This window comes from Aeribacillus sp. FSL M8-0235 (genome assembly GCF_038000355.1).
Classification (GTDB): domain Bacteria; phylum Bacillota; class Bacilli; order Bacillales; family Aeribacillaceae; genus Aeribacillus; species Aeribacillus composti.
The window spans coordinates 1,652,799-1,678,270 of the sequence record NZ_JBBOBW010000001.1 but is presented as its reverse complement, the minus strand read 5'-3'; the positions used below and the strand labels follow the sequence as shown (position 1 = coordinate 1,678,270).

General features: G+C 38.6%; 24 protein-coding genes. 6 read left to right on the top strand and 18 right to left on the bottom strand.

Going from position 1 to position 25,472, the window contains the following annotated elements; genetic code table 11:
- Nucleotides 1-50 precede the first annotated feature (50 nt).
- The 11 genes from NSQ71_RS08110 to NSQ71_RS08060 all read right to left on the bottom strand — a co-directional run bounded on the left by NSQ71_RS08110 (nt 51) and on the right by NSQ71_RS08060 (nt 8,837).
- A complete protein-coding gene (locus NSQ71_RS08110) occupies nt 51-623 on the bottom strand; it encodes an SCO family protein (protein ID WP_094245660.1) in 573 nt (190 codons plus the stop codon).
- Between the two features lie 107 nt (nt 624-730).
- A complete protein-coding gene (locus NSQ71_RS08105) occupies nt 731-1,579 on the bottom strand; it encodes a DegV family protein (protein ID WP_063389679.1) in 849 nt (282 codons plus the stop codon).
- Between the two features lie 214 nt (nt 1,580-1,793).
- On the bottom strand, nt 1,794-2,045 hold the full coding sequence (locus NSQ71_RS08100) for a DUF2535 family protein (RefSeq protein ID WP_063389678.1): 252 nt from the start codon (nt 2,043-2,045) through the stop codon (nt 1,794-1,796).
- Nucleotides 2,046-2,132: 87 nt separating this feature from the next.
- Nucleotides 2,133-3,401, bottom strand: a complete 1,269-nt coding sequence (gene ilvA, locus NSQ71_RS08095) for a threonine ammonia-lyase IlvA (protein ID WP_063389677.1) — start codon at nt 3,399-3,401, stop codon at nt 2,133-2,135.
- A gap of 258 nt (nt 3,402-3,659) precedes the next feature.
- Complete coding sequence (locus tag NSQ71_RS08090; RefSeq protein ID WP_340733647.1) at nt 3,660-4,163, bottom strand: dihydrofolate reductase; 504 nt, start codon at nt 4,161-4,163, stop codon at nt 3,660-3,662.
- Entirely contained in the window at nt 4,160-4,954 is a 795-nt protein-coding gene (locus NSQ71_RS08085; protein ID WP_063389675.1) for a thymidylate synthase, read from the bottom strand. The genes NSQ71_RS08090 and NSQ71_RS08085 overlap by 4 nt, the downstream gene beginning before the upstream one ends.
- 207 nt (nt 4,955-5,161) lie before the next feature.
- Complete coding sequence (locus NSQ71_RS08080; RefSeq protein WP_063389674.1) at nt 5,162-5,677, bottom strand: phosphatidylglycerophosphatase A family protein; 516 nt, start codon at nt 5,675-5,677, stop codon at nt 5,162-5,164.
- 15 nt (nt 5,678-5,692) lie between these two features.
- On the bottom strand, nt 5,693-6,274 hold the full coding sequence (locus NSQ71_RS08075; protein WP_066250261.1) for a YpjP family protein: 582 nt from the start codon (nt 6,272-6,274) through the stop codon (nt 5,693-5,695).
- A 373-nt stretch (nt 6,275-6,647) separates the two neighbouring features.
- Nucleotides 6,648-7,082, bottom strand: a complete 435-nt coding sequence (locus tag NSQ71_RS08070; RefSeq protein ID WP_063389672.1) for a BrxA/BrxB family bacilliredoxin — start codon at nt 7,080-7,082, stop codon at nt 6,648-6,650.
- A 59-nt stretch (nt 7,083-7,141) separates the two neighbouring features.
- Nucleotides 7,142-8,266: a conserved virulence factor C family protein gene (locus tag NSQ71_RS08065; protein WP_066250259.1), complete on the bottom strand. Its 1,125-nt coding sequence runs from the start codon at nt 8,264-8,266 to the stop codon at nt 7,142-7,144.
- A 97-nt stretch (nt 8,267-8,363) separates the two neighbouring features.
- A complete protein-coding gene (locus NSQ71_RS08060) occupies nt 8,364-8,837 on the bottom strand; it encodes a glutathione peroxidase (RefSeq protein WP_063389670.1) in 474 nt (157 codons plus the stop codon).
- Between the two features lie 181 nt (nt 8,838-9,018).
- Between NSQ71_RS08060 and metA the strand changes: the two genes are divergently transcribed.
- From metA to cspD, 3 genes are all read left to right on the top strand, one after another.
- Nucleotides 9,019-9,927: a homoserine O-acetyltransferase MetA gene (gene metA / locus NSQ71_RS08055; RefSeq protein WP_063389669.1), complete on the top strand. Its 909-nt coding sequence runs from the start codon at nt 9,019-9,021 to the stop codon at nt 9,925-9,927.
- A gap of 60 nt (nt 9,928-9,987) precedes the next feature.
- Nucleotides 9,988-11,127, top strand: coding sequence for a diglucosyl diacylglycerol synthase (locus NSQ71_RS08050; RefSeq protein ID WP_063389668.1), 1,140 nt, complete (start codon nt 9,988-9,990; stop codon nt 11,125-11,127).
- 381 nt (nt 11,128-11,508) lie between these two features.
- On the top strand, nt 11,509-11,712 hold the full coding sequence (gene cspD, locus NSQ71_RS08045; protein ID WP_063389667.1) for a cold-shock protein CspD: 204 nt from the start codon (nt 11,509-11,511) through the stop codon (nt 11,710-11,712).
- Between the two features lie 70 nt (nt 11,713-11,782).
- On the opposite strand, the gene NSQ71_RS08040 is transcribed toward cspD, so the two are convergent.
- Nucleotides 11,783-12,001: a zinc-finger domain-containing protein gene (locus NSQ71_RS08040; RefSeq protein ID WP_157728045.1), complete on the bottom strand. Its 219-nt coding sequence runs from the start codon at nt 11,999-12,001 to the stop codon at nt 11,783-11,785.
- A gap of 353 nt (nt 12,002-12,354) precedes the next feature.
- Between NSQ71_RS08040 and NSQ71_RS08035 the strand changes: the two genes are divergently transcribed.
- Together NSQ71_RS08035 and NSQ71_RS08030 are read left to right on the top strand one after the other, a co-directional pair.
- Complete coding sequence (locus tag NSQ71_RS08035) at nt 12,355-12,774, top strand: reverse transcriptase-like protein (protein WP_063389665.1); 420 nt, start codon at nt 12,355-12,357, stop codon at nt 12,772-12,774.
- Nucleotides 12,752-12,919 (top strand): hypothetical protein, encoded by a 168-nt coding sequence (locus tag NSQ71_RS08030; RefSeq protein WP_161939842.1) that lies wholly within the window; start codon nt 12,752-12,754, stop codon nt 12,917-12,919. Before NSQ71_RS08035 ends, NSQ71_RS08030 begins: the two co-directional genes overlap by 23 nt.
- Nucleotides 12,920-13,278: 359 nt before the next feature.
- On the opposite strand, the gene NSQ71_RS08025 is transcribed toward NSQ71_RS08030, so the two are convergent.
- The 5 genes from NSQ71_RS08025 to NSQ71_RS08005 all read right to left on the bottom strand — a co-directional run bounded on the left by NSQ71_RS08025 (nt 13,279) and on the right by NSQ71_RS08005 (nt 22,856).
- Complete coding sequence (locus NSQ71_RS08025; protein WP_063389664.1) at nt 13,279-13,545, bottom strand: YpbS family protein; 267 nt, start codon at nt 13,543-13,545, stop codon at nt 13,279-13,281.
- 64 nt (nt 13,546-13,609) lie between these two features.
- The gene (locus tag NSQ71_RS08020) at nt 13,610-17,215 is read right to left on the bottom strand and encodes a dynamin family protein (protein ID WP_340733639.1); all 3,606 of its coding nucleotides are present in this window, start codon (nt 17,213-17,215) and stop codon (nt 13,610-13,612) included.
- 443 nt (nt 17,216-17,658) lie between these two features.
- Nucleotides 17,659-21,102 (bottom strand): pyruvate carboxylase, encoded by a 3,444-nt coding sequence (gene pyc, locus NSQ71_RS08015; RefSeq protein ID WP_063389662.1) that lies wholly within the window; start codon nt 21,100-21,102, stop codon nt 17,659-17,661.
- 69 nt (nt 21,103-21,171) lie between these two features.
- Entirely contained in the window at nt 21,172-22,344 is a 1,173-nt protein-coding gene (locus NSQ71_RS08010; protein ID WP_311067232.1) for an FtsW/RodA/SpoVE family cell cycle protein, read from the bottom strand.
- 227 nt (nt 22,345-22,571) lie between these two features.
- Nucleotides 22,572-22,856, bottom strand: coding sequence for a YlaN family protein (locus NSQ71_RS08005; RefSeq protein WP_063389660.1), 285 nt, complete (start codon nt 22,854-22,856; stop codon nt 22,572-22,574).
- Between the two features lie 280 nt (nt 22,857-23,136).
- Between NSQ71_RS08005 and NSQ71_RS08000 the strand changes: the two genes are divergently transcribed.
- Nucleotides 23,137-23,634 carry a peptidyl-prolyl cis-trans isomerase gene (locus NSQ71_RS08000; RefSeq protein ID WP_327855915.1) on the top strand — a complete coding sequence of 166 codons (498 nt, stop codon included), beginning with the start codon at nt 23,137-23,139 and terminating at the stop codon, nt 23,632-23,634.
- A 274-nt stretch (nt 23,635-23,908) separates the two neighbouring features.
- Here NSQ71_RS08000 and NSQ71_RS07995 read toward each other — a convergent pair whose 3' ends face one another.
- A complete protein-coding gene (locus NSQ71_RS07995) occupies nt 23,909-25,255 on the bottom strand; it encodes a PhoH family protein (RefSeq protein ID WP_445206412.1) in 1,347 nt (448 codons plus the stop codon).
- Nucleotides 25,256-25,472 lie beyond the last annotated feature (217 nt).

Here is a 25,472-nt window from a genome sequence, read left to right as displayed (position 1 = left end):
CAGAGGGTCCTTTCCCCCTGCTGTCAGACGCTTTAGGCCAACTTTAAACTTTATTGAACAGCTTTTATATCGTTGATGATTTCGTCATACGGCGTATTTTCAACACCGTTGTAGCTTTTTAAAACAACTCCGTTTTGATCCACTAAATAAAAGCTCGTTCCATGAATGACCTGATCATCGCTTTCCGGTTTTTGAACGATCGTTTTAAAACTGTTTTTTGCAAAGTTTTCAATTGTCTCTTGGCTGTATCCGGTTAAAAAATGCCAGTTGTCAAGAGAATCGGAAAATTGATTTGCAAATTGTTTCAGTTTCTCTGGTGTATCTACTTCCGGATCAACGCTGAATGATACAAACTCGACTTCAACACCTTCTTTTTCCGCTTTTTCCTGCAATTGAGCCATATGGGCTGTCATCGGCGGACAAACGGTTTCACAGCTTGTAAAAACAAAATCAGCTACCCAAACCTTCCCTTTTAAATCTGCTAAAGCAAAGGGCTGTCCGTTTTGATCCGTAAATTCAAAATTTTCCACTTTATAATTCAACGGATCTTTTATTTTATTTCCGCTGCAAGCCGTTAAAAAGATCAATAACAGAAAACAGGAAATGAACATTTTCTTCTTCATCGATCATTCACCTTTCACCTATTCTCATCGAAAGTGTATCAAATTTTCATTCAAGTGAAAACAAATTCCAAAATGATTCATAAAAGATTCAAAAAACTAGCTTTTACTTATGGCTTCACATAGTAAGAAACTCCTAAAGCTCCTTTGCCGGTATGAATGGAAATGATTGGTGTCGTTGTGCAAATATCAATTTTATCGGCGGTTGTGATCTTCAACAATTCCTCTTTTAAGCGCAGCGCCAAATCTAATGCATTGGCATGCGCCACCCCAATCCTCAGCAAATCGCGATCTTTTATATCTTGAATCAATTGCTTCATAAAAAATTTAACAACTTGCGAATGGCTTCTAACTTTTGTGATTGGCGTAAAGATCCCGTCTTGTAAAGAAGCGATCGGTTTAATATTCAATAACGATCCTAATAGAGCCTTTCCCTTTCCAATCCGTCCCCCTTTTTCCAAATGCTCGAGAGTGTCTACTGATACATAAAGAAAAGTGTTTTTTCGTACTTGTTCTATATGAGAGATTATTTTGTCTAACATTGCTCCCTTTTTTGCCATTTTTGCCGCTTCAATCACTTGAAAACCTAAAGCGCTAGATATATAGTTGGAATCTATGACCGTAACTTCTCCCTCGGTCAGGCTTGCCCCCTGCTGTGCGGCGCGCACTGTTCCGCTCAGTTTACCGGACATATGAATGGATAGCACTTGAAAACCTTCTGCATGAAGGCGATCATACACTTCCTTAAAATGGATCGGAGAAGGCTGAGAACTTTTCGGTATTTCTGCTGATTCCATCATTTTTTCAATAAATTCCGCTGGTTCAAAATCAATGCCGTCCGTATAAGATACACCATTCAATGTATAGGTTAACGGAACAACTTCAATATTGTATTCCTCCAAAATATTTTTATCTAAATCTGCTGTTGAATCGGTAACGATCCTTACCTTTTGTGTCAATATATTCACTTCCTATCAAACAATAATATTTCAACCTTATCACGTTTCTGATCAAAAGAAAAGAAACAGTCTCTAATCTTTACCCGTCCTAACATATTTTGAAACTTAAAAATTCAAAAACGGTCAATTTCGCAGATCTCTCCTTCTTCTCCAAAACGCTTAAAAAAAATAAAAAGCCCTTGCCGATAATCAAATATCTGCAAGGGATATTTCTTTAAGCGTTATGTTTTAATCGGTTGTCTTGAAAAATTGATTCATAATCTTTCCACTTTAAAGCATGCTTCAAATAGCTTCGAAAATTATAAAGGCTTTTTGGCTTTGATTCTTTGCAAATGTTCGCTATAAAAAGCTGCAAATGAATATTTAACATGAAACGGTAAGAGTTATCCTCCTCCAATACTGGGATTTCAACAATCTTCACCTTCTGTCCATTTTCAAGTTTGAACTCTAGGCTTTTAAATAGCAAAGTATCAATCCTCTTTTTACCCGTTTCTTCTATTATACAACAAAATAGGAGCGAATTTTGCAAAAATTTGTCATATACAAAAATATTTTAAATTAACAAATTGAATAAGTTGCTGTCCTTGTTAACCTCTGTAAAAGGAAAACCTTTCTTTTTCATTCTTTCAACTAATCCGCGATAATCTTCCCGATGCTTGACTTCGATGCCGACAAGCGCAGGACCGCTGTCTTTATTATTTTTCTTCGTGTATTCAAAGCGAGTGATATCATCCGTCGGACCTAATACCTCATCTAAAAATTCACGTAAAGCACCCGCACGCTGCGGAAAATTAACGATAAAATAATGCTGCAAGCCTTCATAAATTAAGGATCTCTCCTTAATTTCCTGCATGCGCTCAATATCGTTATTGCCTCCGCTAAGAATACAAACGACATTTTTTCCTTTTATTTGATCTTTGTAAAAATCAAGCGCTGCGATTGGAAGCGCACCTGCTGGTTCTGCTACAATTGCATTTTCATTATATAAGTTCAAGATCGTTGTACAAATTTTTCCTTCCGGCACAAGTAAAAGATCGTCCAAAATTGTCCGGCAAATGGAAAATGTCTGATTTCCTACCCGCTGGACCGCCGCTCCATCCACAAATTTTTCAATTTCATCCAGTTCGACTACTTCGCCTTTTTCGAGTGATTTCGCCATAGCTGGTGCTCCGGAAGGTTCCGTGCCGATTAATTTTGTTTCCGGCGATACGCTTTGAAAGTATGTGCCGATGCCAGACATTAACCCTCCGCCGCCGATAGCAGCAAACAAAAAATCAATTGGCTCATCGCTGTCATTTAAAATTTCAACAGCAATGGTGCCTTGGCCCGCAATGACATCTTTATCGTCAAACGGATGGATGAACGTACGGTTTTCTTTTTCGGCGCATTCAAGCGCTTTTTTATACGCATCATCAAATGTATCGCCTGTCAACACAATTTCAATGTACTCTCTTCCGTGCAATTCCACCTGAGATATTTTTTGTTTAGGAGTTGTGGAAGGCATAAAAATTTTTCCATGCACTTTTAACGCTCTGCACGAAAATGCGACTCCTTGCGCATGATTTCCAGCACTTGCACAGACAACTCCATTTTTCGTTTCCTCAGGAGTCAAATGTTTCATTTTGTTGTAAGCTCCTCTTATTTTAAAAGAGCGTACAACTTGCAAATCTTCCCTTTTCAAGTATACCCGGCAACCATATTTTTCAGATAATCTTTGGTTAAATTCCAATGGAGTATGTGTCACAACATCCTTTAATGATTGATGCGCTTTTAATATATCTTCTACTTGGACGAATGCTTCAACTTTTGTCAAATTCGTCATCGTACATCCCTGCCCTTAAACAATTTCTTAATTTTTAAATTATAACACGATTCAAATAAAAATAAAATTACATCTATTGTTTTTATTTAGAAATCGGCTTTTTTGACCGATTGAATCCAATTTTACATGTGAATTTATATGATTCTTATATGTATTACTTGCAAGATATGGCACAACTAAAAAAGACGCTTGAGCGCCTTTTTTAATGTCCTATAGAAACCGGCAAAAGAAGCAATGCTTCCTTGACTTCAAATTGACTCAGACCGTTCTTATTTTATTTCGCTCGTACACAAGGAAGCGGTGCGGATAAACATTTTTTTCATCAACTACTCCATCTTTTTGGGAAATAAGCTTCCATTCAGAAAAATCAATTTTTGGAAAATATGTGTCGCCTTCAAACTCCCCCTCAATTTCTGTTACATAGAGCCGATCGGCAAATGGAAGCAGCGCTTCAAAAATCTTCGCTCCGCCAATTACAAAAATTTCTTCTTCCTTATTGTTTTGGGCAAATTGCAAAAATTCATTTATCGAATGAAAAACGAGACAGCCTTCGCAAGAAAACTTTTCATTCTTTGTTAACACAATCGTTTCTCTTCCGGGAAGGGGCCGTCCAATCGATTCAAAGGTTTTACGGCCCATGACGATCTTTTTGTTCATCGTTGTTTCTTTAAAATATTTTAAATCATTCGGAAGATGCCAAGGAAGCTTATTGTCCTTTCCGATCAGCCAGTTTTTATCCATCGCAAACAAAAAGGAAATCATACACTCACCTCACCTTTAATGTGAGGATGAGGATCATACCCTTCCAGCGTGAAATCTTCATAAGTAAAATCAAAAATGGATTTTACCTCTTTATTCAATTTCATTGTCGGAAGAGGCCGCGGCTCCCTCGTCAGCTGCAATTTTACTTGCTCAATATGGTTGTTATAAATATGAACATCGCCGAATGTATGGATAAACTCCCCGGGCTCCAAGTCGCAAACTTGAGCAATCATCATCGTTAAAAGCGCATAGGAAGCAATATTGAACGGTACACCTAAAAAAAGGTCTGCTGATCGTTGATAAAGCTGACACGAAAGCTTTCCTTCCGCAACATAAAATTGGAAAAACGCATGACACGGCGGGAGGGCCATTTTATCTAAATCAGCGACGTTCCAAGCACTTACAATCAATCGCCGTGAATGTGGATTCGTTTTAATTTGTTCAATTACATTTGAGATTTGGTCGATGGTATTTCCGTCTGCACCTGTCCACGAACGCCATTGGTAGCCGTAAATGGGGCCCAAGTCGCCGTTCTCATCTGCCCATTCGTTCCAAATTCGGACGCCGTGTTCTTGTAAATATTTTACGTTTGTATCACCTTTTAAAAACCATAACAGCTCATAAATGACCGATTTTAGATGAATTTTTTTCGTCGTAACAAGAGGAAACCCTTTAGCCAAATCAAAACGCATTTGATATCCAAATGTGCTGATGGTTCCTGTCCCCGTCCGATCCTGTTTTTTAACCCCGTGCTCAAGCACATGTCTGCATAAATTTAAGTATTGTTCCATTGATGACACATCCTTTAGTTGAAATGTTACTTTAGTTTACAATCGGCTCGTTCTCTCATTGCTATTAAACCGTTTGTCAAACGAAAAAATTTTTTCAAAATCCGGATCGAAAAAGCCGTCTCATGCAGCTTATTTTTGCAATCTCCATCTTTAAAAATGGAAAAATTGGCGAATCGCCAATTATTTCCCGCTGCACACTTTCTGAAATTATTTTATCTCTTCCAGCTTATCATTTACATCTTCGTTATTATGAGCAATGCGGCTAGCTGCACTTGCAGCAATGGCTGCCACGATATCGTCTAAAAATGTATTGACTTTCCCGTCATGGCTATTGTTCAGCTCTTTGATGATTCCAAATTTTTCTTTGTCTAAATAGCCATAATTCGTAAATCCAATTGACCCATAAACATTTACAATCGATAACGATAAAATTTCATCAATTCCATATAGCGGTTCATCTGATTCGATAATTTGCTGAAGCGGTTCAGGAAGCAATTTTTGTTCCGCAAGCTTGTCTAAAGCAATTCCTGTCAAGACAGCATGAATGATTTCTCGTTTTCTTAAAATCTTTTCAACATGGTATGTGCATTCTTCAAGAGACAGATCGGGAATGTATTTTTTTTGCAGCTCCAACACGATTTGTCCAATGTCTTTTAATGTTACTCCCCGATCTTCCAACAATTCAATCGCTTTTTTTTGGAGCTTTTCAAGTGAATACGCCATATTCAATCACTTCCTTTACTGCATCCAATTTGGAGGTGTGTTTGTGTCCCAATAAATTTTCCCCAATGCATAATGGGTTTGAAAGTGGTCATGGTATGTATGGTAATGAAAATCAAACCAATAGCCCTGTTTTGGCGGATGATCGACGCGAACATGAAATCGTATCAAGTCTTTTCCGCTCGTACGATCATAAATGTGAAAAATTTTTTCTCCTTTTCCATTCGCAGGTTTTTGGGATATAGCCAAATCTGCAAATTTTTCCTTCTCCGTTGCCAAGAAGGTTTTGATCACTTCTTCCATTTGCGGCAAAACTAAGTTGCGAAACTCATCTTCTATCACACCGCTGATTTTTTTGCCGAATTTTTCAAATGATTGTTTTTCCGCTTCAAACAAAAATTGATCGACAATGTTTGGCTGTTCTATTGCTGACTGATCTTGTGAATCACGATGCAGTAATAGTTTTTTCTCTTCGGCCTCCGGTGCATAGTTTGCGTCAGGAGCCTGTTTATTGACGGTTAAGGCGGACGGAGGCGCTACAAGCCCGAATGTTGCGAGTGTAAATAAAACGACAAGCGATTTTCGAATCCAATTTTTCAAGTTCCCAACATCCTTTCCGCCAAATGAACAAACGATACTATCATTCTATCATATTTTAATCAAAATAGATATTTGATAGAGTTTTTTGACTGAAAAGAAATGGGTTCAAAAAAACGAGAAAAAAGGGTAAAATAAAAATCAGAAGTTGGAGGCAGCAGATCGGAAGCCGACAATTTGGGAAACCGGCAGAAAATGACCGTTCAACTCATCCTGCAAAATTTTTTCTAGTTGATTGGAGGAAAGTACATATGTATGATGCAATGTTCATAATAGGTAGCTTTATTACACTTGCATATTTAATTGTAATGGAACTTACAGACTAAAAGCTCATGGAAGACCATGAGCTCTTTTACTTTTAAGAAGCTGAATATCATTAGCAATGCTTTTCAAATGCTTGAAGAAGATTTTCCATAACTCCTTCCAGCGTATTGCCTTCAATGTCATGTCTTGGGATAAAATGGACAACTTCTTTTCCTTTTAAAAGAGCCATTGACGGCGACGACGGTTCATAACCGATAAAATACTCCCTCATTTTTGCCGTCGCTTCCCGATCTTGACCCGCAAAAACTGTTACGAGATGGTCAGGAGTTTTTTCGCTTCTTACTAAAGCTTGTGTTGCCGCTGGTCTTGCAAGTCCCGCTGCGCAGCCGCAAACGGAATTCACAAAGACGAGCGTTGTCCCTTCCGCTGATTCCATAAATTGATCCACCTCTTCAGGTGTAACTAATTCGCGGAATCCGGCATTTGTCAACTCATCTCTCATCGGTTGAACGAGCTGACGCATATACTCTTCATAAGCCATTGACATTTTCAATCCCCCTAATTTTTACTATATTTAACATTATTCGTTTATGAAACAGAAATATGCTACTTTTGCCGGCTTTCGGTCATTTGCTTCCAAACGGATCCTTTTGCTTCTTCTCCTTTTTCGATCCTTTCTATTGCCATTTTTATTTGCATTTTCACTTCAAATTCTGGATCGTCTTCCGCTTCCTTCAGTTCCTTTAAAACAGATTCATCTCCTACTTCGTACAAAAACATGGCTGCTCGCCAACGAACAAGTTTACTTTTGTCCTTCAATGCTTTCGCCATTTCAGGAATAGCCGCTTTGTCCCCGATGTCAGATAGCGCATCACCTGCTGTTCTTCTAACAGTAACGCTTTTATCTTTTAACGCTTTATAGAGCAAAGGAAGGACAGCCGGATCTTCGAGCATTCCTAAATAGACCGTTGCAAGTCTTCGTATCGATGCTTTCTCATCATTCAACGCTTTTTCCAGCACATCTAAATCTTCAAGCGTTGGATCCATTTGCTCCAAATGGGCAAATCGCTTTTGCCAATCAGGATCATCAAGCATGTCAACCGTTACTTTGTAGCTGAATCGCTTAAACGTTTCCTTTTCATCCTTTTGATGAATGATTCTATTTTTTATGCGTTCCAGCCTGTCATCCGGATAGGCTGCTGATATTTCATCGACAACCTCCTGGCCGATTGCATCCAAATCTCCGTAGCGGACGCCATGCTCCTTCCATTCCCTTTCTAAAACAACGTTGTTCGCATGCTTTTGAACTTCCATGATCATGTTTCGGAAGCGTTCAGGCAGCCCGTAGCGGCGCTCCTCATGTCCGTCTGTCAGCTTTACTTGCATCGGCAGGCCGTGAAACATTTGAATAAACACTTTTACTTCGCCATATCCTTCTTCAGGAGAATAGGCGTCCTGGCTGTTATCTTCAACCTGCTCGCCGAAAATGCTTCTTACTTCTGATAAAATATCCTGCCAATGATATTTGCTGTTTCGTTCAATGGCCATAAAATCTGCAACATGATAAACCCCTTTCACCCCTTCAATTGCTAAAATGGATTGGATTTCCTTTGGTGCTTCATGAGCATTTTCTTTTTTATAATTGTTCCTTTTACCTGCCGGAAGCTCTTGGTCGAGAATTACTTTCATCGTATTAGGGCTTGGGGTAGGTTCAATCGACTTAATGTTCACAAGATGTCACTCCCTACTTCCTCTTAGCTAGTTCCATTTTAACATGCCAGTCTGCAAAATTCTTTCCAAAAGCACTTGCAGTGAAATAATGGAGAATTTACAAAAGCTTTTCGATATAAGGAGCGATGTCTTTCGGATTTGTTTGCGGAACAAATCGCTCTACCGGATTTCCGTCGCGGTCGATCAAAAATTTTGTAAAATTCCATTTAATCATCTTTGTTCCAAACACGCCTGGAATTTGTTCGGTCAAGTACACAAATAAAGGATGGGCATTCGGGCCTCTCACATCAATTTTTGAAAAGACGGGAAATGTCACACCATAATTTTCACAAAATGTTTGGATTTCTTCGTCCGTTCCCGGCTCCTGATTGCCAAACTGATTACACGGAAACGCCAGTACGACAAATCCTTTTTCTTTGTATGTTTCATATAAATTTTGCAAATCTTTGTATTGCTCCGTAAAGCCGCAATAACTTGCAGTATTGACAATGAGCATGACATTTCCTTTATACTGTAATAGTGATATTGTTTGCCCATCTGCGGTTTTTACATCAAAGTCATAAACAGTCATCACGCCTCCCCCTCCATTTACGTTGATTTTACATTACAGTCATAATAATAACAAATCTAAAATTGAAATATCATTTTAAACTATCTATAATATTAGCAAAACTTAGTCTGATCATGTTCTGTTTCGCTCTGCACATGATTCATTTTTTTGTTTTTCGATTACATTCCGGAGGTGCACATACATGCCAATTAATATACCAGCAAATTTGCCGGCAAAAGAAATATTGGAGAAGGAAAACATTTTCGTGATGGATGAAAAAAGGGCTTACACTCAGGATATCCGCCCATTAAATATTGCCATTTTAAATTTAATGCCAGAAAAAGAAAAAACGGAGACCCAGCTTCTCAGACTTTTAGGAAATTCTCCGCTTCAAGTTAATATCACGTTTTTGCGTCCGAAAACCCATACGCCAAAAACAACGGCAAAGCAGCATTTAGAACAATTTTATACAACGTTTGATCAAGTCAAGCATCGAAAATTCGACGGGTTGATTGTAACAGGGGCTCCTGTTGAAAAAATGCCTTTTAATGCTGTTAATTATTGGGAAGAGTTGACAAACATTTTTGAATGGACGAAAGAAAATGTGACATCTACTTTGCATATTTGTTGGGGTGCTCAAGCAGGCCTATTCTATCATTACGGCATCGATAAATATATGCTGCCGAAAAAATGCTTCGGCGTTTTTGAACATAAAATATCAGATCCTTCCGTCAAGCTGTTAAGAGGTTTCGATGAAATCTATTACGTTCCTCATTCTCGCCATACGGACATCGATGTGGAAGAAGTGAAAAAACAAAAAGATTTAGAGATTTTGTCTTATTCGGATGAAGCGGGTGTATGTCTTATTTCTTCGAAAGACGGGAGATTTATTTTTTTAACCGGACATCCTGAATATGATGCAACAACATTAAGAGATGAATATGAACGAGATTTGGCGAGAGGACTTGACATCGAAATCCCAAAAAATTATTTCCCTAATGACGACCCGACGAAATCGCCTTACAATCGCTGGCGGTCACATGCGAATTTGCTGTTTGTCAACTGGCTTAACTATTATGTATATCAAGAAACTCCTTATATTTGGGAATAATAATAGCAACCTGGTCGGATTAAAATACGACGTTCTGAAATTGAGGTGATGAAATCGTTTATGAATAAGCAGAAAATTTTGATCTTGACAGCAAAGTACGGAAACGGGCATATTCAAGTGGCAAAGACGCTGGAAAAGCGATGTATGGAACGGGGTATGGACGTCATCGTTTGCGATCTATATCAAGAGTCTCATCCACTCATTACTGAATTCACAAAATACCTGTATTTAAAGAGCTTTTCGTTTGGAAAACAGTTTTACCGTTTGTTTTATTATGGTGTAGATAAAATGTACAATAAACGAGTCATGAATGTTTATTACACAATGGGCAGAAAAAAACTCGAACAAGTGATTGCTGCTGAAAAACCCGATATCATCATCAATACGTTTCCAATGATCGTCGTACCCGAATACCGGAGACGCACCGGTCACGTGATTCCGACCTTTAATGTCATGACAGATTTTTGTTTACATAAAATTTGGGTGCATCAAAACATAGATAAATATTATGTAGCATGTGAAGATGTAAAAGAAAAACTTCTCAGCTTAGGGATCGACGAAAAAGACGTAAAAGTTACCGGAATTCCTATACGCAGCCGATTTGAAGAAAATATTGAGATAGAACCGTTGTACCGCAAATATGGATTAAGTGAGAACAAACATATTTTGCTTATTATGGCAGGTGCTCACGGCGTCTTAAAAAATGTGAAAGAAATTTGCGAAGCGATGCGCTATTCAGAAAACGTCCAAACCGTTGTTGTATGCGGAAACAATCATGCGCTCAAAGACCGCTTAGCCCCTCTTGCTAAAGCAAGCAGAGATCAATTGAAAGTTTTGGGTTACGTCGAAAGAGTGGACGAGCTGTTTCGAATTGCTTCCTTGTTGATTACAAAACCCGGAGGAATTACGTTAACAGAAGCTTCTTCCCTTTCGGTTCCTCTCGTTTTATACAACCCGGTTCCTGGGCAGGAAAAAGAAAACGCGGAATTCTTTGCAAAACACGGCGCTGCGGTCATCGTCAACAATGTATCTGATATGATTGATGAGGTGAACAAATTATTGCATTCACCTGATAAATTAAAACGGATGCGTAAAAATATTTTTCAACTGTACCATCCAAACGCTGTGGACACCATTTTAGACGACATAAAGTTAGAAAGTGAACGAATGTCTAAATATATTCATGAACATATTTCATAAACGAGTGTCAATAAGACATTCGTTTTTTTATAAAATGATGTCGCTTTATCGTATTAACTTCCTCGTATTACCTGGAAAATGCTTTTTTTTTTTGCGAGAAAACAGCACCGATTTTCACGGTGAAAGCATCCTTGTCATGTAGCCGGCAATTAAGCTGATTTATTCCCAATCAATTTCCATCTTAGCGTTTTGACAAAAATTCGAATGATTGGAATAAACTTGACTTTCAATAATTGGTTAGTGTATAGTAGATATATCATTTAGCTGAATATAGGCAGCCTAAGGTTTTGAGACCTTGCTTGTTGCATTATATTCCTGTTAAATGATAAAAAATTTTTTAAGCACGGCTTTGTGCGGAAAGTATTAGGAGGAAATCGAAATATGCAACAAAATGGTAAAGTAAAATGGTTTAACAATGAAAAAGGTTATGGTTTTATTGAAGTTGAAGGCGGAGACGATGTTTTTGTCCACTTCACTGCAATTCAAGGCGAAGGTTTCAAAACCTTAGAAGAAGGTCAAGCGGTATCTTTTGAAATTGTCCAAGGAAATCGTGGACCACAAGCAGCGAACGTTGTAAAATTATAATCGATGATCATTTGATCTTCAAATATAAAAAGAGGCTTTTGCCTCTTTTTATTTTTTATTTTCGGAATTTTTATTTATTACTGAATTTTCGATCGCCGCGCTTGCGTGTCCCCCTCAAATTTTTCCCCAGCTCTTTAATTTGCTGTCCCACCGTGCATTTATTAATACAAAATGAATGGGCATATGTTTTTCCATATTCTTTTCGAAAATGAGCTTTTAAAAAACAATTTACGCAATATTCATCCATTAATTCAGTCACTTTTTCAAATATAGCCGCACGATCTTTCATCATTCCATCTCCACTGTTTTTTATTTATCATTATGCTGTTTCACAAAAAGAGATTGTACTTTCTCGAAAATGTATCTTTCGCATTCTCAATTGAAGAGACTAATTTTTTATACCATATTTTGTTCAACCTTGCAACCGATTCACTCAAAAGGGTTTTTACAGACATTGATCGAATTGTATGGTATAATCACATCGATTTTTTTGAAAAGAAAAAGGCAGTCAAATAGATGTTTTACTTAATAAGATCAAAAGCTCCTCACATCTATTTTAAGCTTTTTTCATCCTTATCATGATCTTGATGACATGTTATATTCTTCATTTTTAAAAAAATTCCTCTAAGGGAGTGAAATTGATTGGTAGAAGTCTACATAGATGGTGCGGCAAAAGGAAATCCCGGACTTTCCGGCGCCGGTATTTATATAAAAGGAACGAACATTCAAGAAAAATATTTTTTCCCCCTTGGCGTCATGGATAATCATGAAGCTGAATTTGCTGCATTAGTCAAAGGACTTATGATCTGCCTTGAAAAAGGATATAAGATCGTCTCTTTCAGAACCGATTCACAGGCAGTGGAGCAAGCAGTGCTTAAACGTTATGCAAAAAATCAACGCTATAACAGCCATCTTCAAGAAGCGTTAAAGCTCATCGATCAATTGGATTTGTTTTTTATTAAATGGATTCCCGAAAAGCAAAACAAAACGGCTGATGAATTAGCCAAAAAAGCATTGCAGCTTCAAAAAGGGATTGATCATGAAGGAACAACAAGCGGCTGATTTTAAGTTTTTTCGTGTTGCTTATATTTGGAAACAGCATTTTTTATCGTTCGGAGGGCTTTATGTGTTAACTCATTTTATTGAAGAAGAACTAACAACGTTCTGGTCTTTCATTGGAACCCTTTATTGTATTAGCACGCAATAAACTAACAACGTTCGGAGCGTTCAGCGGGACCTTTAATGTATTAGAACACGATAAACTAACAACGTTCGGAGCGTTCAGCGGGACCTTAATGTATTAGCGCGATAAACTAACAACGTTTGTGAACATTCACCGGGACCTTTAATGTATTAGAACACAATAAACTAACAACGTTTATGAGCGTTCCATCAAGAGCGGGGCCCCATGAGATCATCCGCTTTTTGATCAGAGGGATGAGCTTTGTTTTTGCGGCTTCTCCCGGCAAAAAACATTTCCACAAACCATTTTGCACGTTCTGTTAGCATCCAGAAAATAAAGACTCTTCCATGAATTTTATGAGGAACTGGGTCATCCAGTTCCTTTCAGCTTTGCTTCCGACTTACATATTCTTTTACCATTTCTTCCGTTACGTATTTTCGCTGCGGAACGATTCCGGTGGTTCTGGCCAGCTCATTCATTTCTTTTGTAATTTCGTTAATCGTTTGCACGGAAAAATGAAGCCCCTTTTCGCAAAGCATTACAGCTTCATCGATTGCCTGCTCCCGTTTTTCTTCTAGATGCAAAAACCTTTTCACGATCTCGTGCTGGCGGTTTGAATGCTTTGTTATCTCTTTATGTACTTCTGCCATCTTTTTTCCCCCTAATTTTTAAGTTCGAGCACTTTCAAAGGAAGAGAGGAGCTTCTGCCCCTCTTTATGAAAGCGATGTTAATTCATTGAATTTTTCTTTCATCCATTGTACATCATTTGGTGCTGTCAACGTTTTTAATCTAGCTTGAATAAATTGTTTTCCTTCCTGAATCATTTTTTCCTTCAGCTGTTCGATTTCCTTTTTCAATAATGCTTCGTAATGGCGAGCCAGATGCTCTTCAAAAGCTCTCACCGACATGTCAATCGTATCTTTCAAATTCTGTTCTAGAATATCAAACAGCTTTTGCTTTTCGTTCTGCTCGAAAAATGATTTCGTATTTCGGAACACTTTATGTGCTTTTGAAACATCAAATTGAATGTAAGGGAAAACGGAAACTTGGATCCGGATTTCTTCCCATTGAACCTCTTCTATATTTGAAAACGGAACTGCTTCACATTGTTTAGCAACCATGTCGGACAGGTTCTGATTGATTTTTTGCAATATTCCGTTTAAATAATTTTCAATACGAAGTGTTGTAGCGTTCATTTCCTGCTGGAGCTGAATATTCAGTCCTTCTATCATTTCGTTAAAACAATCCATTAAAATGGCTGCTTCTCCCTTTGTGTTGTTTGTAAATTTGCCAGGATGATACGCCTCTTTAAACAGCTCCGGAAGTTTATGAAGAAGCCGCTGTTTTACGTAATAGTTCAATTCTTCCGTTTCCTGTTGGAATGTTATAACGTATTCGTCAACTGATTGCGTACGAATTAATTCCTGCATGCGATTGAGCTGATCCTTCAATTCGCGAATTTTCTGATCGCGTTCGCTTTCATCAAGCTCCAAAAGCTTGATCATATCTGAAAGTTCTGAGACCGCCTGTTGAAATTCATGTTCAGCCGCTTGAATTAAAACGGTCATCAATTCATGATGGATAAAATGTTCAAACGACTTGAGAAAATGCGGAAACTCGTCTCGAACCTTTGAAATCTTTTTCTTTTCCAATGCCTGTAAGCTTGAAACTTGAAAAAGCTTCGGCTCTCGGATTGAATGGGACAATAACATTTGCTCGACATAATTTCGAACATCTTCTGCATCTTGATCATGTTCCGCCAAATCAATTGCATTGATGATAAAAAACATTTTATCTAACGTAAAGGCGTCCTTTACAAGACCAAGCTGATCCAAAAACTGCTGATCTCCTTTTGAAAATGGATGGTTGTAGTAAGTTAAAAAGATAATGGCATCCGCATGTTTTATATATTGGAAAGCAAGTTCTGTATGCCGGCCGTGAAATGAACTCGCACCTGGAGTATCAACAAGAGTAATCCCTTTTCTAGTCAGATCACAATCATAATAAATCGTTACATCCTGAATCATACATGACCGTTCTTCTTTTGCAACAAATGACTCAAGCTCATCTGCCTTGATCCATTTCACTTTTTGATCTTCTTTTTCATAAAATGAGATTCCTTCTAAAAAGGTGTTCAGCCTTCGTTGAACCATTTCATCTTCCGTTCGTTTCATTGCTTGAAGCATCGCTTCGCGCAAACCGGAAAATCGCTCCGCCTTAAGAGAAAGCGGTGCTAGCAATTCATTAATTTCTTCTAAAATTTGCTGCTCATTTTTAAAGACTACTTCCACATCCCCGTGTTTTTTGCCATCTTTAACACCGGTTAATTTATTGATAACAGCGGTTGTTGGAGTTGGCGAGGAAGGGAAAATTTTTTCACCAATCAAGGCATTTAAAAAGCTCGATTTTCCTGCACTAAACGCGCCAAAAATTGCAATTTGAAAGGAGCGGTTCTCAATTTGAGAAAGTTTTTCTTTTAAGCGGTTGGCTGAATGCTCCAGCCCAGTCTCATTTAAAATTTCAATCCCTTTTTGCAGCTTATTTGTCATTTGATCTTTCTTCGCCGCTTCATGTTTTCGTTCGGTTTCTTTTTTCTCTATTTTTTTATCTTTTCTTTGCTTTCCATTCGAAATAAGGAATTGAAGAGAATTCCATTCCATGATTTGTTTTTGCAGATGTTCGGCTTTCCATCGCTCGATATCGATATTGTCAACAGTTCCTTGACCATTTAATATGTCGGAAAGCTGTTTAAACTCATTCATAAATTGTTCTTTCTCATCAATCGCTTTAGACATTTGCATCAGTTTGACTGTAAGCTGTTCCCGCTCCTGCTTCATCCGTTCTCTTTCTGTTTGATTCATCTTGTGTAACGCTTTGATCATGTGATCGCGCAAGCTTTGAGCTTCTCGTTTGCACAATTGCTGTACAGCATTTGAAACATCTTTCCCATACTGGAGCACATATTGACCGTTTAATTCAGCCCCTGGTTTGATCACGTCAAGCAGCATATTTTCATCAAATTCGATCGAAAAGCTTAGTATTTGCTGTAAAAGAGAAGGTTGGTCGATATGATGCTTTTCGTAATATTTTTTCGCCATATTGATGATGTGCCATACAATTTGCGATTCCACATTTTTGGCCAGCTCTTCATAAAATTGAATAAGTGCATTTCGTTTTGCCTCTTCTGTTTTCTTTTTTGAGAAAAACAAACCAACTTTAAAATCTTTTTTCTGGGTTTCAATTAATTTTGCCGCTTTTTCCCTTGTATCATAAGGCATAAGATTGGCGTTTCTCAACAAACCATCAAGTTCTTGATCAAATGCTGCTTCAAACTGTTTAATGTCTTCATCTATCAGTTTGAGCTTCTGTTCTATTTCCGACAATTTTTGCTGGCTGTTTTGAAGCAGCTGATCAAGCTGATTCCATTCATCCAATGAGAGATGAAGGCTCTCCGCTTTCTCTTTAGACAAATCCTCCTTCATTTGTTGAAGCAAAATTTTTGCCTGCTCCAATACATTTTTTCGCACTAAATGCTTTTTATTATCGACTAGCCCATTTAACCGCTCCTCTAACTGCTTAAATTCGTTTAAAGGATGCTCAGGCGATTTCGTTGTCGTATAATAAATATTTTCCTTTTCAATTCCGATAGCTGTCAGCGAGGCTTCAATGTTTGTTTTAAACGTTGAAAAAGGTATTTCATCTTCTTGATGCTTATCAATTTGGTTGATGATGACGATGATCGGTTTATTCATCCCCCTCAGCTTTGACAAGAAAGAAAAATTCAGCTCCGACTGAACGTGATGATAATCCGTCACATATACGATGTAATCCGCTAAATGGAGCGCCGATTCTGTTCTTTTGCGATGATCGTCATCCGTCGAATCAATTCCCGGCGAATCTGTTAAAATCAGATGTTCACGAATCGTAAAATAAGGCCGTTGAATAAATACTTTTTCAATTTCATTTTCTTGTTTGCACAGCTTGCTGATCAGCTCATTATCCAAATCGTCTTTCGATTCATACATTTTGCCATTAAACAGATGCACACGGGTCAAACGTTCGCCTTTCGCCAGCATGACGATATTGGAGCTGGTCGGAAGCGGACTCGAAGGCAAAATGGTTCCGTTTGCAAGCTTGTTTAACAGCGATGATTTTCCTGCCGAAAAATGGCCCATAAATGCAATTTGGATTTGATCCTGCATTTCTTTTTCAATTAATTCTTTCCATTTTTGTTTATAGGAAGCTTTGACTTCTTTAGGAAGCTTTTCAAATATTTGAATCAAGCTGCTGATTCGTTCTTGCTCAACTACATTTCCCATACCTCAGGCTCCTTTTCGTCAATTCCTCATGTTGATTTTACCATATTGCCCGTAAATGAAGGCAAAAAAATTATTTTCAGGAGCCTGGACAAGAAAAAACCCGCTTCGCTTCCTCCCAAGCGACTGTTAAAAAGCTCAGTTTTCCCATAAAAAAGAGATTGACTGTTTTTTGCCAATCCCCGCTATGTAATATATGAAAAATTTATTTATGAATTTGAATCGACTCGCTTCAAAACATATCCGATTAAAATGCTATAAATCAAAACCGTACTACCGACAAAAAGCATTGTCATGTCGTCACAGCCTTTCTTGAGAATGATTTTCATCATTAATTAAAGAATAACATGAGTGAAAATCATTTTCAATAGTTTTTTCGAAACGAAGTTTTAAATTTTAAAATTTTACATAAAAAAACCAGCCAAAAATGGCTGGCACAAAATTTATTATTTAGTGATTTCGATTAACAAATCACCTGTTTGAATAGCTTCTCCGCTCTTCACATAAATATCTTTAATAACACCTGCAAACGGAGCTTGAACAGTCGTTTCCATTTTCATTGATTCAGTGATCATTAAATGATCGCCTTTATTTACTTTTTCGCCTTTTTCTACCAAGACTTTAATTACTGTTCCAGGCATAGATGCTCCAATATGTTCAGGGTTTTGCGGATCTGCTTTGACTCTTTGCTGAACAGTTGATTTGATGCTCTCGTCTTTAATGACAACCTCACGCGGCTGGCCGTTTAATTCAAAGTACACGATCCGCGTTCCATCAGGCTGCGGTTGGCCAATGGAAACTAGCTTCACAATCAGCGTTTTTCCTTTTTCAATTTCCACTTCAATTTCTTCGCCTAAACGCATTCCGTAGAAGAATGTCGGTGTATCTAAAACAGAAATGTTTCCATATTGTTCATATGTTTTCAAATATTCCGTGAACACTTTTGGATACAGTGCATAAGCGATCGTCTCGTAAGGCGTCGGCTCACGATGGAGCAGCTGCTCCAGCTCTTCTTTTAATGCTTGGAAATTAACCGGCTCCAATAGCTCACCAGGTCTAACTGTAATCGGCTCACGGCCTTTTAAAATCACGCGCTGGAGCTCTTTCGGAAAGCCTCCGTACGGCTGGCCGAGATATCCGGCAAAAAATTCAATGACTGAATCTGGGAAGTCAAGCGATTCTCCACGCTCATATACGTCTTCTTCCGTTAAATTGTTCTGAACCATAAAGAGCGCCATGTCACCAACAACTTTTGATGACGGAGTTACTTTGACAATATCACCAAACATTTGGTTGACGCGGCTGTACATTTCTTTCACTTCCTCCCAGCGGTCACCCAAACCTACAGCCTTCGCCTGCTGCTGCAAATTGCTGTATTGTCCGCCAGGCATTTCATGTACATAAACTTCTGAATGAGGAGCTTTCATGCCGCTCTCAAAGTCTTGATAATATTTGCGCACTTCTTCCCAATATTGAGACAGCTTTTCCAATGATTGAATGTTAACATTCGGTCTTCTTTCCGAACCTTCAAGCGCATAATATAAAGAATTGGCACTTGGCTGAGAAGTTAAACCGGCCATTGAGCTCAACGCCGTATCTATAATATCGACCCCTGCTTCGATCGCTTTGGCATATGTGTAAATGCCGTTTCCGCTCGTATCATGTGTATGCAAATGAATTGGCAGATCGACCGTTTCTTTTAACACTGAAATAAGCTCATATGCCGCCTGTGGCTTCAACAATCCTGCCATATCTTTAATGCCTAAAATTTGTGCGCCTGATGCTTCCAATTCTTTTGCCATCTGTTTGTAATAATTCAAATCATATTTTCTTCTTGTTGGATCGAGAATATCCCCTGTATAACAGATGGCTGCTTCGGCAATTTTTCCGGTTTTTCGGACAGCATCGATGGCAAGGGTCATCCCTTTTACCCAGTTTAAGCTGTCAAAGATTCTGAACACATCAATGCCTGCTTCCGCTGATCTTTCGACAAATTCTTTAATTACATTATCTGGATAGTTTTTATATCCGACAGCATTCGATGCGCGCAAAAGCATTTGCAGAAGCAAGTTTGGCACATGCTTTCTGACAATTTGAAGTCTTTCCCACGGATCTTCTTTTAAAAAGCGATAGGCAACATCAAACGTTGCTCCTCCCCACATCTCAAGCGAAAACAGGTTTGGAAGCAATCTCGCAGTAGGTTCAGCAATCTTTTTAATATCATTTGTACGCACGCGAGTTGCCAACAATGATTGATGAGCATCTCGGAAAGTCGTATCCGTCAACAGCACTTGTTTTTGTTCTTTTACCCATTTAACAAGGCCGTCGACTCCTTCTTTCTCTAAAATTTGTTTCGTTCCTTCTGGAATAGGCTCCGATAATTTTACGTGCGGAATTGGTGGCTCATCAAATACTGGTTTTTTCTTTTTCCCGATGCCTGGAAAACCGTTCACCGTCACATTCCCAATATATGTGAGCATTTTTGTTCCCCGATCTCGTTGTTTCGGGAAAACGAACAGCTCAGGTGATGAATCAATAAAGGACGTATCATATTCTCCAGATAAAAATTTCTCATGTTTAATGACATTTTCCAAAAAAGGAATATTTGTTTTTATTCCGCGAACTCGAAATTCTCTTAAATTTCGAATCATTTTTCTGGCAGCTTGCTCAAACGATAGCGCCCATGTCGATACTTTTACAAGCAATGAATCATAATAAGGTGTAATAACAGCGCCTTGGAAGCTGTTTCCGGTATCCAATCGAACGCCAAAGCCGCCTCCGGAACGATACGCCATAATTTTTCCAGTGTCCGGCATGAAATTGTTCAGCGGATCTTCCGTCGTCACCCTTGCTTGAATAGCATATCCCCATGTTTTAATGTCTTCCTGTCTTGGAATTCCAACTTCCGGGCTGTGAATTGAGTGGCCTTCTGCCACAAGAATTTGTGTTTGAACGATATCTATCCCTGTAATCATTTCAGTAATCGTATGTTCTACTTGAACACGCGGATTTACTTCGATGAAATAAAAGTCATCTCCGGAAACTAAAAATTCCACCGTACCTGCATTGACATAGTTGACATTTTTCATTAACCGTACAGCCGCTTCGCAAATTTTATCCCTTAATTCCTGCTTTAAAGAAACGCTTGGAGCAACTTCCACGACTTTTTGATGACGACGTTGGACAGAACAGTCCCTCTCATAAAGATGAACAATGTTTCCATCGTGGTCACCAATGATTTGCACTTCAATATGCTTCGGATTTTCGATCAGCTTTTCTACATACACTTCGTCGCTGCCGAATGCAGCTTTTGCTTCCGATTTAGCTCGTTCATAAGAATCCTTTACTCCAGCCTTTGAACGGACTATGCGCATACCCCGGCCTCCGCCGCCAAGAGCAGCTTTAATGATAAACGGATACCCGTATTCTTCACCAAACTGAATCACTTCATCCAAGCTTTTGACTGGACCGTTGCTGCCTGGAATGACTGGAATTCCGGCCTTTTCCGCCTGATGTCTAGCTTTCACTTTATCGCCAAACATATCTAAGTGCTCTGTTCTAGGGCCGATAAAAATGATTCCGGCTTCTTCGCATTTTCTAGCAAATTCGATATTTTCAGATAAAAAACCGTATCCGGGATGAATAGCATCCACGTCATGAGCTTTTGCAATTTCAATGATACCGTCAATATCGAGATATGCTTCGATCGGTTTTTTTCCTTCGCCAACTAAATAAGCTTCATCTGCTTTATATCGATGATAAGAACCTGAATCTTCCCTGGAATAAATTGCAACAGTTCGGATATTCAATTCATTGCAAGCTCGAAATACCCGAATCGCGATTTCTCCACGGTTTGCTACTAAGATTTTTTCAATTTTTCTGTTCGTCATATAAATCCCCCTTGCAGTGTATATTAGATTTTCAAGAAAATAAAATTAGAGCAGCATATGGCGGAACGATTACATGCTTGCAATTTCTTTTTCTTTTTTATATTGCTCCCGGTAATTGACAAACATTGAAACATTCACTAACAATCCCATCGATATTAAAAGTACTAATAACGATGAGCCTCCATAGCTGACAAACGGCAATGTAACACCAGTGATCGGGATCAGTCCTGTCACTCCTCCCAAGTTGACGGCCGTTTGAATAGCGATCATGCTTGAAACTCCTACAGCAATCAATGTACCAAACGGGTCGGTGCATTTTCTTGCAATATAGAGGCCTTTTAAAACGATAAACGCCAAAAGCGTAAGAACAAATAATACACCGAAAATACCTAGCTCTTCCGCTACAACGGCCATAATAAAATCAGTGTGCGCTTCCGGCAAATATCCGTATTTTTGCACGCTTTCCCCCAGCCCCAGTCCAGTAAGACCTCCGGATCCGATCGCAATATATGAATTGACGAGCTGATAACCTGCTCCGTCTTCATGTTCAAATGGATCCGTATACCCTGTAAAGCGGGAAAGACGTTCTTTACTAAAAATATCATCGGCCTTAAATAAAATGAGCGGACTTAGCAGCAATAAGAAAAATAAAGCAAGCAATACTAACTTTAACATGTTTTTGATGCCCATACCTGAACATAAAATAATAGACAAGGCAATCATTCCAATAATGAATGATGTCCCAATGTCAGGCTGAAGCATAACAAAAACGCAAATCAATACGGTAAAGATTACCGGAGGCAATGCTCCCTTTCCGAAGTGCCATATGTACGATTGCTTTTTTTCGTATACAGCTGATAAATAAATAATGGCGGAAAGCTTGACAAATTCTCCCGGCTGAATGGCTCTTCCGGCAACTTTAAACCAGCTTTGCGCACCGCCGGCAACATGTCCAAAAATAAATAACAGCCCGAGAATAGCAATCGATCCAAAAAACAAAATTCTTATAAATTTTCCGTTCAGCAGAGCGCGGTACGGAAAAAACATCATTACTAGAAAAGCTATCGTTGCAAGCAGGAGCGAGGACAATTGCTTGCGAAAAAAATAATCGCTTTCCGTATAATACCTCGTGACTGCCATGATCATACTTGAACTGTACACCATGACCAAGCCGAAACCGCATAATAAGAAAACTGCTAAAATAAGCGAATAATCATATGATTTTAAAATTCGTTTCAACATGTTCATCTTCCTTACGACTTGCTGCTCTTCTTGTTGCAAAATAAATACACAGTCATTGTTTTCATAAGTGTAAAGAAAATTTATTTTCTATTATACTTTGAACAATTCATTTTCTCAATGGCAAAATAAAAATTGCGAAGGAACACCTATTGTGGAAGGTCGATATGAGAAATGGAAAAGATAAAATAAAAGCCCAAACCTTTTTTTTACCGGTTTGAGCAAGCTTTTTATTTTCGTACAAATGCCTCGTGCAGAGCTGACAGCTCACGCTCAAGCTCATCAAGCAGAGCTTTTCCCTCGCGTTCTTCAATCAGGCCTAGTCTGACAGCAAAGTCAATTTCCCGAGATAATCCGAACATTTGCGTATCTAAAACCTCTTCATAAAGAGGACATTGAGGCATTGTCAAATTGTCCATTTGTACTTTAATCAATTTCATGATTTTATCTGCATCCGCCTTTAAAAGCGAAAGAGCCTTTTCCCGGTGACTAAGAACCATTTCAAATGATGCCATCTGAATCCCTCCGTTCCCCATTAAGGAATCCCTATTCTATCTATTAATATTAAATGTTATAAAGGAAAATTGCAAGGAAACACGCACCCTCCTTCCCTAATAATTTTAAAGTTGTTCATATATATGTATGAACCTTCCAAAAAAATGCTAGAAGAATTCGTCTGATTGATTTGCCGCGTCTGGACTCAGCCGCCTGACTGTCGCCTTTTTGAACTGAAATGGGCAACGGAATGTGACAAAATCCATAAAAGCGCTTATACTTTAACGTGGAGGGATGCTCATGAGCGATATTATTCAAATAAAAGGGAATGTAAAATTTCCAATTACTTTGGACCCAGGTGTTTGGATCTTTGATGACCGCCGCATTGATTTAAATACATATTTTGATCAAGGCCGCAAAGAGGAAAACATAGAAGAGGACTATGTGCAAAAAACAGCAAATCAATGGCAACGGGAGATTCAGGAGGGAGCTGTATTTCCGCCTACTTTAAAAACGGAACAAAAATTTGAAAAAGAAAAGGTGCTTACCGGGACTTTCGGCATGCCGCTTAAACCGTTTTTATCAAATGCTGAACCGTTAACGAACGCCAAAACGGTCGTTTTTGAAACCGAAAACGGCGAAGTCGAAATGCCGATTGAAAAAGCAGAAGAATGCATTTTGGCATTCAGCAAGGAAGGAAAACCGCTAAAAGAAGACGGCCCTGTCCACATCATTTACGGAGATGGCTCGAACCGCAATGATCCAATTAAAAAGGTGAGAGCAATAATCGTAAAATAATTTTTGGGGGTGTCTAATAAGTCGTTTTACGGCTTATTGACGCCCCCATTAATGTTTTAGAAACGTTGATATATCGGTGTTTATTACCAATGGCGATTTGACTTTCTGGACAATCCCTTTTTTTCCATTGCTCACAATTTGAGTAGAATCGCAAATGTTAGCGCAAAAAATCTTTTTGGATGCTGCAAAGAGCTTAAGATAAATCAGCTTCTGCAAAGCTCACACTTTTATCTCTGACCCCTGAGGCTTTTAAAAACTACAACATCTCACTTTTTCATAACAAATCTGCTGCTATTTGCGCCAATTGGGATCGTTCGCCTTTCAGTAATTTTACATGCCCGGCAATTGCTTGATCTTTAAATTTTTCCACTACATAGGTCAACCCATTGTTATATTCATCTAAATAAGGATGATCAATTTGTCCTGGATCCCCCATCAACACAATTTTGCTTTTTTCGCCAACTCTTGTTAAAATCGTCTTCACTTCATGTTTCGTCAAATTTTGCGCTTCATCGATGATGATAAATTGTTCCGGGATGCTCCTGCCGCGAATATAAGTCAGCGCCTCCACCTCGATCGAATTCATACCTGCTAAAATCGCATCAAGCTCGCCAGCTTTTTTCGTATTAAATAAATATTCTAAATTATCCCATATCGGCTGCATCCAAGGCCTCAGTTTTTCTTCTTTTTCTCCCGGCAAAAAACCGATATCTTTTCCCATTGGAACAATTGGTCTGGCGACAAGAAGCTTTTTATATGATTCCATGTCTTCTGTTTGCATCAGCCCGGCCGCTAAAGCCAAAAGCGTTTTTCCTGTACCTGCTTTGCCGATCAAAGTCACGAGCTGAATATCGTGTCTCATTAATAGTTCGAATGCCATCGTTTGTTGAACATTTCTCGGCTGAATTCCCCAAACATGGTCATGCTGAAAAACAATCTTTTTCAATCTTTTCCCTGTTTTATCGACAATCCCAATGGCAGATGATTTGCCTCCTAAAGCATCCTTCAGCAAAATAAATTGATTCGGATAAAAAGGATGATTGGTTATTTCCGACAGCAGCAGCTCATTTTTCTCATAAAATCGGTTTAAGTTTTCCATACTTATGTAAAGGTCAAGAAACCCTGTATAGATATGGTCAATTTCTACTACACGATCGCTCAGAAAATCTTCAGTATGAAGTCCAATCGCATCTGCCTTCACTCTCACTAAAGCATCTTTGCTGACTAAAATTACCGATTTTCCATCTTTCTTTGATTGCTCTTCCAATGATAAATTTTTGGCTACTGCCAAAATTCGGTTATCATTTGTTTTTTCCACGAAAATCTCCTGCAGATCATGAAACGAACGATGATTTAATTCAATTCTTAAAGATCCGCCGTTTGGCAGAGGAATTTTTTCGTGCAATTTCCCTTGTTCCCTCAACTGATCAATGATTTTTGAAACTTGGCGCGCATTTCGTCCAACTTCATCCATATATCTTTTTTTGGAATCCACCTCTTCAAGAACAACGGCAGGTATTACAACTTCGTGCTCATCAAAGGAAAAAATGGAATTCGGATCCTGCAACAAAACATTCGTATCCAGCACATATATCTTGCCCAATCTTTCTTCCTCCCTCATCCGAAATTATTGGAGGCTTCCTTAGCTAAAATATATGTCTTTATGAATAAAGATAGAAGGTTTATTAAACAATAAATAAAGAAAGATGCTGCCTAAGCCGATGTCTTCTACAATCCAGTCGGGAGTAAACTCCGAAAGATTCAGGCTTCTTTATAAGTTTTGTAACTAGAACCAATGTTATTCGTCAAAGACGGAAGCACTAAATAAGCAATGGATT